Raw genomic sequence first — 10237 nt, forward strand, 5'->3', positions numbered from 1 at the left:
AGGCCAATCGGCGGGGGACGGTGGTGGGCGCCCGACAGTCACCCGCACACAGTCGCCGGCCGCCTGCTGACCTGCGGCAGAAGCCGGTTGCCGACCCATGCAACGGTTCGGTCTCGACGCACCCGCCCACCGCGGCCGCGGCGGCCACCGCACAGCCCGGCGCCCACCTCCGATCTGACGACCCTGCAAGAACCGCCGCAGGAACTACGGTTCAACCTCTTGACGCTGCGTTCACGCAGATGAAGCATTCAGCGACGAAAGAGCGCTCTCACACCCCACGCCGTTCACTTCCTGAACAAGGAGAGCCGCCCCATGCCCCCTGCCTCCCCGAACGCCCCCGACCCGCAACCGCCCACTCCCGGCCGCGAGTCCCCGCTGGGCCGCCGCACCCTGCTCGGCGCCGCCGCGGCGACCGCGCCCGTGCTGACGGGACTCGCCGCGCCGCCCGCGTCCGCCGCGGGCGGGCCGGCCGCGGCCCACAAAAAGCGCCGCCCGGCCCACCCCAAGCCCCGCGCCCTGCCCGGCGGCGGCGACCTCGGCCCCAACGTCCTCGTCTTCGACCCGTCGACGCCCGGCATCCAGGCCAGGCTGGACGAGGTGTTCCGGCAGCAGGAGTCGGCGCAGTTCGGCACCGGCCGGTGGGCCCTGCTGTTCAAGCCCGGCACCTACCACGGCCTCAACGCCCAGCTCGGCTTCTACACCTCCATCGCCGGACTCGGCCTCTCCCCCGACGACACGACGATCAACGGTGACGTGACGGTCGACGCGGGCTGGTTCAACGGCAACGCCACGCAGAACTTCTGGCGCAGCGCGGAGAACCTCGCCCTCGTCCCCGCGAACGGCACCAACCGCTGGGCCGTCGCCCAGGCCGCCCCCTTCCGCCGCATGCACGTCCGCGGCGGCCTCGACCTCGCACCCAGCGGCTACGGCTGGGCGAGCGGCGGCTACATCGCCGACAGCCGCGTCGACGGCCAGGTCGGCCCGTACTCCCAGCAGCAGTGGTACACCCGCGACAGCGCCATCGGCAGCTGGCTCAACGGCGTGTGGAACATGGTCTTCTCCGGCGTCGAGGGCGCCCCCGCGCAGAGCTTTCCCAACCCGCCGTACACCACGCTCGACACCACCCCCGTCTCCCGCGAGAAGCCGTTCCTGTACGTCCAGGGCAGCGAGTTCCGGGTCTTCCTGCCGCAGAAGCGGACGAACGCACGCGGTGTCACCTGGGGCAACGGCACCCCGAGGGGCACCTCGCTGCCGCTGTCGCAGTTCTACGTCGCCAGGCCCGGCGTGAGCGCGGCCACCCTCAACCAGGCTCTCGCCCAGGGCCTGCACCTCCTGCTCACCCCGGGCGTCTACCACGTGGACCAGCCGATCCAGGTCGACCGCGCCGACACCGTCGTCCTCGGCCTTGGCTACGCCACGATCGTCCCGGACGGCGGCGTCACGGCGCTGAAGGTCGCCGACGTCGACGGCGTGCGGCTCGCCGGCTTCCTCATCGACGCCGGCCCCGTCAACTCCGCGACCCTGCTGGAGGTCGGCCCGCCCGGCGCGTCGCGGGACCACTCGGCCAACCCGACGACCGTGCAGGACGTGTTCGTCCGGATCGGTGGCGCGGGCGCCGGCAAGGCGACCACGAGCATGGTCGTCAACAGCCGTCACACGATCGTCGACCACACCTGGGTCTGGCGCGCCGACCACGGCACGGGCGTCGGCTGGGAGACCAACCGGGCCGACTACGGCATCGTCGTCAACGGCGACGACGTGCTGGCGACGGGCCTGTTCGTGGAGCACTTCAACAAGTACGACGTGCAGTGGTACGGCCAGCGCGGCCGCACGATCTTCTTCCAGAACGAGAAGGCGTACGACGCCCCGAACCAGGCCGCGATCCAGAACGGCCCGGTCAAGGGCTATGCCGCCTACAAGCTCGGCGACGCCGTCACCGAGCACGAGGGCTGGGGCCTGGGCAGCTACTGCTACTACAACGTCGACCCGACGATCGTGCAGCACCACGGCTTCGCCGCCCCGAACCGGCCCGGGGTGAGGTTCCACGACCTGCTGGTGGTCTCCCTCGGCGGCAACGGCCAGTACGAGCACGTCATCAACGAGACGGGCGCGCCGACGTCGGGGACGTCGACGGTGCCTTCGACGGTGGTGTCGTATCCGTGACGGCGATGCGGTTCGGCGGGTCGGCGGCCTGAGAGGCGCCGGCTCCGTGAGCCGGGCCGGCGCGTCCCCCGCCCGAGTCCGGCCGGCCCCTCCCGCGTGATGTGCGGGAGGGGCCGGCGGCCCTGGCCGCCGCGAGGGCCGGCGGACGGGCTCCCGTGCCGTACGGTGCGCCCGGCCGCCCGCCCCTAACCGGCCGTGAGGTGGGCGGGAACCCGCGCGTACCCCGCGGGCCGGGTGGTGAAGGTGCCCCGGCCCCGGGTACGGCCGCGCAGGCGCGTCGCGTATCCGAAGAGCTCCGCCAGCGGCACGACGGCGCTGATCACCGCGGTGCCCGAACGCACGGCCTGCGCGGAGACCCGGCCGCGGCGTGCCGCCAGATCACCGAGGACACTGCCCACGGCGTCCTCGGGCACGGTGACCGTGACCTCCGCGACCGGCTCCAGCAGCACCATCGCACAGGCACGCAGCGCCTGACGCAGGCCCAGCCGCCCCGCCGCGCGGAACGCCGCGTCCGAGGAGTCCTTCGGGTGCGTCGCCCCGTCGGTCAGGGTCACGCACAGCCCGGTGACGGGGTGAGCGCCGAGCGGGCCTTCGGCGAGGGCGTCCCGGCAGCCGGCCTCGACCGCCCGGACGTACTCCTGCGGCACCCGCCCGCCGACGACGGCCGAACGGAAGGTGAAGTCCGGCGAATCGCCGTGGCCGTCACCGTCGTCCAGGGGCGCGACGTCGAGGACGACGTGGGCGAACTGTCCCGCTCCGCCGTCCTGTTTGACGTGCCGGAAGACATGGCCGGACACGCCCCGCACGACGGTCTCGCGCAGAGCGACCCCGGGTCTGCCGACACCGACGTCGAGCCCGTGGTCACGGCGGATCTTCTCCACGGCGACCTCCAAGTGCAGCTCACCCAAGCCCGACAGCACGGTCTGACCGGTCTCGGGGTCCGTCCGTACGACGAGCGAGGGGTCCTCCTCGGTCAGCCGGGCCAGCGCGGCCACCAGCCGGCCGGTGTCCGTGCTCCGGCGCGCCTCGACGGCCACGGAGACGACCGGCTCGGCGGTGACCGGCGGTTCGAGGACGAGCGGAGCGTCCGGAGCGCACAGCGTGGAACCGGCGCGGGCGGACTTGAGTCCGACCACGGCGACGATGTCCCCGGCCACGGCCCGGTCGAGGGGCGTGCGGTGGTCTGCCTGCACGCGCAGGATCCGTCCGATGCGCTCGGTACGTCGTGCGTTGGCGTCCCACACCGTGTCTCCCTTCTCGATCGAGCCCGAGTACACCCGCAGGTAGGTCAGCCGTCCGGTGGCGGTCGCGTGCACCTTGAACGCCAGCGCCGCGAACGGTGCGGCCGGGTCGGCCCCCCGCTCCTGCTCGACCGCATCCCGCACACCACGTACCGGCGGCACGTCCAGCGGCGACGGCAGATAGGCGACGACAGCGTCGAGCAGCGGCTCGATGCCCCGGTTGCGGTAGGCGGAGCCGCACAGGACGACCACACCGTCGCCGGTGGAGGTCAGGTCGCGCAGGGCGGAGACGAGAGTGGACGCGGAGACTCCTTCCCCCGCGCAGAACTCCTCCAGCGCGGCCGGGTGCCGTTCCGCCACCGCCTCTTCGAGGACGCGCCGCCGCCGCAGCGCCTCCTCGCGCAGGCCGTCCGGCACCGGACCGACCCGCTCGGCGTCACCGCCGTCGGCCCGGACGACGGCGTGCAGGCGCACGAGGTCGACCACACCGGTGAAACCCTCCTCCGCCCCGATGGGCATCTGCACGACCATCGGGGCCGGATGCAGCCGCTCCCGGATGGACGCGACGGCCGCGTCGAGGTCGGCACCGGCTCGGTCCATCTTGTTGACGTACGCGATGCGCGGCACGCCGTGCCGGTCGGCCTGCCGCCACACCGACTCGCTCTGCGGTTCCACGCCGGCGACGGCGTCGAACACGGCGACCGCCCCGTCGAGCACGCGCAGGGACCGCTCGACCTCGTCCGCGAAGTCGACGTGCCCCGGGGTGTCGATCAGGTTGATCCGATGCCCGTCCCAGTCACAGCTCACCGCGGCGGAGAAGATGGTGATGCCCCGCTCGCGCTCCTGCGGGTCGAAGTCGGTGACGGTGGTGCCGTCGTGCACCTCGCCCCGCTTGTGTGTGCCGCCGGTCGCGTACAGGATCCGTTCGGTGACGGTGGTCTTGCCCGCGTCGACGTGAGCGAGGATGCCGAGGTTGCGGACGGCGGCGAGGGGGTCGATGACGTGGCGGGTCGCGTCGTTGCGCATGGCCCGTGGCCTTTCGGTGATCATGTGATCCGGAGATCCGGAGATCCGGAGATCCGGAAAAAGGACGGCGCGATTCCCCGGACGAAGCCGCACCGAACCCGCCGGCGTGAGCCGGTCGACGGGCGCTAGGCGCGAGAAGGCTGAGGCTCAGATCCTCGTCACGGGCCTCCGGTGCCGGCCGCGCAGCGGGCACCGGGCGGACGAGGACACCAGGATCACCTCGGACCGCGACAGGGGGACGACGACGGCGACGCGGTCGCGCATGGCCGGGCTCCCCTCTCACCTGTCACGGAAGCGCACTGCCCCTTCGAGACAGCGCGCGATGCCGCACCGACAGTACGGAAGACACGAGCACCGAGCCACGGAGTTTCCCGCGGTCGGACGGCCGCTGGTGGTCCGGCGGCACCGATGGTCCGCCCGTCCCAACGGACCGCCACGACGGACGTGGGAGACCCGCTTCGCGTCGGAAGGACGGTCAACCGGCCTCAGGCGAGATCCGGACACTCGTCGAGCAGGCCGTCGCGACCCTCAAGTCTCGCAAGCTTCCCGCGAACTGCGGTGCTCGACCAGCCGGATCATCAGTCGCGTCGAGGCCGGCCTCACCCCCGCCTGGCCGGCTCAGAGTGAAGACGGAAAACGCTCAGCGACTCACCCTACCCAGCATCCGCCCCAGGATCGTCAGCCCCGTTCTCCCAGGGCTTCGGCGCAGTCGCATGACGTCCGGTTCGTGATCACCCGAGGCCGAGGAATGCGAGGGGGCGGCGGGGGTCGCGGGCGTTGCGGCGGAGGCCGGCCGCGATGTTTTCCACTCCGGCCGTGCGGAGGGCTCCGATGGCTCGCTCGCGACCAAGACACTGACCGCCGAGTTCCCGCGCCAGTGCAAGGAGTTCCCGACGGCCGTCGCGCTCGCCGCGTGGGACAGCGAGGGCTGGTTACTGCTGTTCCCCGACGCTTTCCCTCATGTGCGTCCGCGGTGGAAAATTCCCGACCGCCTCCTCGAACAAGGACACCGGTCGCATCAAGGACGCCAAAGGGGAGCTGGATGGCGGCCTCGAGGCCCGGGTCAGGTGCTGGACAGCCCTGTCGCCAGCGACTGGAACCAGGCGCCGTAGGAGAACGGCTCGGGTGGGGCGACCTCCATGCCGAGTTCGGCGGCCGCCAGGGCGTAGTCCCCCTCGTCCAGGGGGAGGGCGAGCAGCTCGTGGAGTTCGCCCACGAGGCGTGCGACCAGGTGGGGGTCGGTGGTGGCGGCGTAGTCGGCGACAGCGGCTTCGTGGTCGGGGAACTCGTCCATGATGTCCTGCGAGAACCAGCCGCCGAGCAGCTGCGCGGTCTCCGGGAAGCGGGCGTGCCACGCCCAGTGCGTCTGCGGGATCGACGGTTCCGGGACGTCGCCTTCCTCGATGCTCTTCCTCAGGTGGTCGGCCAGCACCACCAGCCAGCCGCCGATCTCCGACTCGGCCATCCCGGTGTCCGGGATGGCGTAGAACTCGCCCAGCCCGAGCCGGATGCGGCCCGGCGGATTGCGGCTGTACTCGCGCAACTGGCGTTCCGCCTCCGCGATGGCCCAGGGGCGGGTGTGCCAGGTGTGACGGAGGTAGGCGTCCAGCGCGTGGCTGCGCCGCTGCGGGGTGTCGTCGGCCGGCTGCCCCAGGTAGGCACGCATCACCTGGTCCAGCTCGCCGTACCGGCGGTCGTATTCGAGTGGCTTCATGGACATGTGCGGGCAGCCCTACAGGTAGAACGGGACGGTCGTGTGGACGACGAAACCATGTGGGCTCGACGGCTCGCGGCGCAGCACCACGCGCGCCGCGCGGACGTCGACGGGCCCCCGCCCGGCCAGTAGGTCGGCCTCCAGTTGCACCCTGCCCACGGACTCCTCTCGGGAGGGCCAGGCGGCCTCGATGGTGAGGCGGGCCCGGGTGCCCTGGGCGAGCCAGCGGTGGACGACCTGCTCGTTGGCGGTCACCACCTGCTGGGTGGCCCAGTGGGCGGTCTCCCGGTCGGGGTAGGAGGCGGAACGGGTCAGCACGGGAGACATCCTCTCAAACGACCTGGCCGAAGGCTGCGCTCGTGCGGGGTCGGCAGCCGGGTCACAGGTCGTTGAAGTTCCAGAACAGGCCGACCTCGGTGTCCGAGACGACGACCAGGCCGCAATCCTCGGTGAAGACGCTCATCGGGTTGTACCCCAGGCTCTCCAGTGTGAAGTCGAGTGTGCCGGGCGCGCTGCCGGTCTTGCTGACGTTGGTGCGGTAGACGGCCTCGTCCCCGTACCGCTCGAGGACCGTGCGTGCCATCGCCCGTAGTTCGTTCGGGGACTCGTCGAAGTACTGAAGGTTGGCCAGAGTGCAGCCGCCTTCGGTGAGGGCCAGGAGCAGGTTCTCGGCACTGTCCCGGTCGATCTCCCTGAGGCGCGGACCGACGTACTCCGGGGGGTGGGCGGCGAAGGGCCACGTGGGGTTCCCCACGCGTTCGGGGGCCTCCTCCGCATCATCGATCCGGGCCCACCCGCGGGGGTCCGGCACGGCCCGCTCCATCAGCGCGAGGGCGTCCACCGTCCAGTCCTCGTGGCGGCGCGGGCCGGTGGCGATGTACGCGGCCGCGTCCCTGTACAGGTGGCGTACTGCGGCGTCCCAGGACGTCTGGTCGGTGGACATGTGGTGCGGGCCTTCCTCAGCGGGCTAGGGCTTGTAGGGCATCGACGTCATGACCGTGAAGGGCGGGTTGCGGCTGCTGTCGTACCTGATACGCGTGTCGATGCCAGTGACGTCATAGGCCCTGGCATCCAACCCGCCCTCTTTGTACCCGGACTTCGGGTCACTCGGGTTCACCGGCTGCTTGAAAACGCTGCGGCCGCTGGTCTCGCCGTCCGGCGCGGTCGAGAGGAACTTCTCGACCTTGCCCTCTGCCGGCGGCGGCGGGCCCTTGATCCAAGCGTCGATGGCGGCCTTGTTCTGGTTGAGGTTGTACTCCGTCAGCTCCTCCGCGCGCCGGTAGTTCGGGAAGGACGAAGCAGCCCCGGGGAACGGTTTGCCGTACGGCCAGGCCTGGGTCGGCCCGTTCGTCTGCTGGTCGCGCAAGCGCTGCGCCAACTGCTCGTCCGTCTTGCCGACGTGCTTGTCCAGGGTGTGGCCGTTCTCCAGGTACTCGTTGGCGGCGAGGTCGAGGTCGTACATCCCGGCCGAGTCGATCTTCAGCCAGACCTGTGAGTCCTTGAAATCCTCCAGGGATCTCATCCCGAATCCCTCCGCCCGCGCCTCCTGGGCTTCGAACTTCGGCGCGCTCAGATAGGCCTCGTCCAACGCGCCCATCAGCGCGTCGAGTTGCGGCACGAGCGCGTGGACCCGGCGGTTGTACTCGGTGACGATCGCGTTCAGTCTGGCGGTGTCCATGTTGAGAACGATGCCCTCGCCCAACTGGCTCGCACCCTTGGCGAGACCCTTGGTCACGCCCTTGAGCAGGCCCTTGACGTCGTCCATGCCGACGCCGTCCTTGAGGTCGACCTCGACCTGGGGTATCGCGTCGCGCACGGCCTTTACATAGACGTCCCACACCTCGCGGTTGAGGTAGACGGCCGCCTCGGCGAATTCGTAGAGGAGATCGCTGACCTTCCGGGCCGTGTCGAACAGCACGGTCATCACGGGATGATTGGCGGTCTGCGAGGACGACCTGTCGTGTTTCCAGTCGTGGTTCTCGCGGCTCGTGCCCCACGCCGTCGTGCCCCACAGCGAACTGCAGAACTGGCGCATCGCGTCGTACCACTCGCTGTGGGACTGCTGCGTGATGCTGCTGACATTCCCGGTCAGCCCGCTCTCCGCCGTGGAGAGCGATGTGGTCGTCGCCATCCACGCTTTGGACAGCGAGTCCAGGTAGTGCTGCTGTGGAAACGGATAGACCTCGGCGACCTTGCCCATCCGGAAGGCATGCTTCACCACCGGTCTCAGCACGTCCCGGAGGGGCTCGGGTACCCACTCCAGAAGCCCGCGGACGAAGTCGTCGCCGCCGTCGTCGTCGCCCCACTTCAGATTCGGCACCGGGCCGTAGACGGGTGGCTTCTCGATGACCTTCGGCAACGGCTGGAGGACCGGCTTGGCCTTCCCCGCGGGGTCGTTGGCGGCCTCTGCCTTCGCGTAGGCATTGGCCGTCGAAGTGAAACCGACTGCCGCACCCCCGATACTGACGACGCTCTTGGCCCATACCTCGAGGAAGCGGTTGCCCACCTTGACGTACGACGTCGCCAACGCCTGGGGCGAGGTGCCGTAGCCGCCGGCGTCCGGGTACTGGTGCAGGTCGTCGAGCAGGCTCCTGGCGCCTTTGTCCATCACTGTCTGCTGACTGGCCACACCGGCGGAGACACGGTGGAGGTCGGTCGGCTTGACGTCGATGGTGCCGCTCCGGCCCGGCGGCGGCGTCCCCATCAGCCGGCCCCCCAGCCGCGCAGCACGGCCTGGTGCGCCGCCGCGTAGTTGACGTGGCTCACGGTCACGCACTCGTGCAGCCACTTCTGGGCCGCCTGGAGTTCCTGGGCCGAGCGGTCCCATTCGTCGAGTTTGTCGACGAAGACCTCGCGGGCCTCGCCCTTCCAGGACAGCACGACCGGCACGACCCGGTCGTGAAGGTCGTCCAGACTGTCGTTGAGCCTCTTGAGGATGTCCTCCAGTTCGGCGGTGAGCTCGCGGAGGGTGGCGAAGGAGACGGTGATGTGCTCGTCGTCCGCGCTGCCGGTCGGCATGGATTCCCCGTTCCACAGGTGTCGTCGCGGTTGCGGCAAGGGCATCGGAGGGATGCTCAGAAAGAGTCGAGGCTGCTGCGCGGAGCGACGGGCCCGGTCGTCTCCGGACTCGGTGTGGACAGCTTGTCGACCTCGCTGTCGATGTCCACCGGGATCCCGCGAAGTTGCGCCATCACTTCCAGCTCCCGATCCGTGAAGCCGTTCCGGCTCCGGCGTACGGCCTGCTCAAGGTGCCGGATCACCTCACGGATGCGCACAGAGTCCTCGGCCGCCGCCCGGTGGAAACCGCGGTACGCCGTCGCCGCGGGTCCTCGCCAGCCCGCCTCGATGCGGTGGACGATCGCATCCATCCGCCTGACCTGCTTGTCCAGCAGGATCCGCATGTCGTCGAGGTCGTCAGCCAGTTTGGTGAGGTCCTGACTGCACACTCTGACATCGGCACCGGCCTCCTGGCCCGCGCCCGCACCGCGTACGCCCATGCTCCGTACCTCCGCCCCCGTGACTTCGGCATGACAATCGCGCATACGGAGCGATCCTAGCCTTGCGCCCTTCCGACGCCGGCACCCGGCGGGGCGGGGCAGGCAACCGTCGGACAGGCACCTTCGGCCGCCTGCGTCACCGGGCGCCCGCGTCCCCGTGCCCCGCGGCCGGGATCCGGTATGGACCGGGTGGGTAGCGATGTCCGAGGTGGGCGTTGTTGTAAGCGCTGATCATCATGGCGTCTTCGCCGGTTGTCGCGGTGTTGCGTACCCGGCGGTCCTAACCGACTTACCCGAAAGGCGCTCATGACGCCGACCCGGCCGGCATCGGGTCCGGCAAGACCGCGTCGTTCCCGATCCCCGTGCTCGACGAGGAGAAGTCAACCAGCCTCGCCACACCGGGTAGCTCCGCACTGAGCAGGCACCCTCGTCGGCCCGACATGACAGAACCCACGTCGTCGCGGAGGGTCACCGGAGGCCTGGGTACCGCATCGATCATCCTGAGCGCGCTCGCCCGGCTCTCTCCTACCGGTGGTCAGTCAGGCACGAACGGGCGAGCGGACGGTAGTAACGGCGCAGCTGCGCCGTTACTACCG

The 10237-nt window shown here is 70.5% G+C and carries 8 protein-coding genes; 1 reads left to right on the plus strand and 7 read right to left on the minus strand.

Features of this window, described 5'->3' with window-relative positions; all coding sequences use genetic code 11:
• The first annotated feature begins 312 nt into the window (after nt 1–312).
• Nucleotides 313–2163, plus strand: a complete 1851-nt coding sequence (locus ACWDNY_RS21055; RefSeq protein ID WP_451647310.1) for a coagulation factor 5/8 type domain-containing protein — start codon at nt 313–315, stop codon at nt 2161–2163.
• A gap of 185 nt (nt 2164–2348) precedes the next feature.
• Here ACWDNY_RS21055 and fusA read toward each other — a convergent pair whose 3' ends face one another.
• The 7 genes from fusA to ACWDNY_RS21090 form a co-directional block, all read right to left on the minus strand.
• Nucleotides 2349–4430, minus strand: a complete 2082-nt coding sequence (fusA, locus tag ACWDNY_RS21060) for an elongation factor G (protein ID WP_451647311.1) — start codon at nt 4428–4430, stop codon at nt 2349–2351.
• A gap of 1063 nt (nt 4431–5493) precedes the next feature.
• The gene (locus ACWDNY_RS21065; RefSeq protein WP_451647312.1) at nt 5494–6150 is read right to left on the minus strand and encodes a contact-dependent growth inhibition system immunity protein; all 657 of its coding nucleotides are present in this window, start codon (nt 6148–6150) and stop codon (nt 5494–5496) included.
• Between the two features lie 12 nt (nt 6151–6162).
• Nucleotides 6163–6462, minus strand: a complete 300-nt coding sequence (locus ACWDNY_RS21070) for an RNase A-like domain-containing protein (RefSeq protein WP_451647313.1) — start codon at nt 6460–6462, stop codon at nt 6163–6165.
• Between the two features lie 61 nt (nt 6463–6523).
• Nucleotides 6524–7087, minus strand: a complete 564-nt coding sequence (locus ACWDNY_RS21075) for a hypothetical protein (RefSeq protein ID WP_451647314.1) — start codon at nt 7085–7087, stop codon at nt 6524–6526.
• A 24-nt stretch (nt 7088–7111) separates the two neighbouring features.
• Nucleotides 7112–8752: an RNase A-like domain-containing protein gene (locus ACWDNY_RS21080; protein ID WP_451647315.1), complete on the minus strand. Its 1641-nt coding sequence runs from the start codon at nt 8750–8752 to the stop codon at nt 7112–7114.
• A 95-nt stretch (nt 8753–8847) separates the two neighbouring features.
• On the minus strand, nt 8848–9162 hold the full coding sequence (locus ACWDNY_RS21085; RefSeq protein ID WP_451647316.1) for a WXG100 family type VII secretion target: 315 nt from the start codon (nt 9160–9162) through the stop codon (nt 8848–8850).
• A gap of 56 nt (nt 9163–9218) precedes the next feature.
• Nucleotides 9219–9641, minus strand: coding sequence for a WXG100 family type VII secretion target (locus ACWDNY_RS21090; protein ID WP_451647317.1), 423 nt, complete (start codon nt 9639–9641; stop codon nt 9219–9221).
• Nucleotides 9642–10237 lie beyond the last annotated feature (596 nt).

The sequence above is a fragment of the Streptomyces sp. NPDC003697 genome (assembly GCF_053587115.1).

Coding starts and splice junctions, on each gene's coding strand:
- ACWDNY_RS21075 (WP_451647314.1), bottom strand. CDS start 7,087: ATGTCCACCGACCAGACGTCCTGGGACGCCGCAGTACGCCACCTGTAC.
- ACWDNY_RS21080 (WP_451647315.1), bottom strand. CDS start 8,752: ATGGACAAAGGCGCCAGGAGCCTGCTCGACGACCTGCACCAGTACCCG.
- fusA (WP_451647311.1), bottom strand. CDS start 4,430: ATGCGCAACGACGCGACCCGCCACGTCATCGACCCCCTCGCCGCCGTC.
- ACWDNY_RS21090 (WP_451647317.1), bottom strand. CDS start 9,641: ATGGGCGTACGCGGTGCGGGCGCGGGCCAGGAGGCCGGTGCCGATGTC.
- ACWDNY_RS21055 (WP_451647310.1), top strand. CDS start 313: ATGCCCCCTGCCTCCCCGAACGCCCCCGACCCGCAACCGCCCACTCCC.
- ACWDNY_RS21085 (WP_451647316.1), bottom strand. CDS start 9,162: ATGCCGACCGGCAGCGCGGACGACGAGCACATCACCGTCTCCTTCGCC.
- ACWDNY_RS21065 (WP_451647312.1), bottom strand. CDS start 6,150: ATGTCCATGAAGCCACTCGAATACGACCGCCGGTACGGCGAGCTGGAC.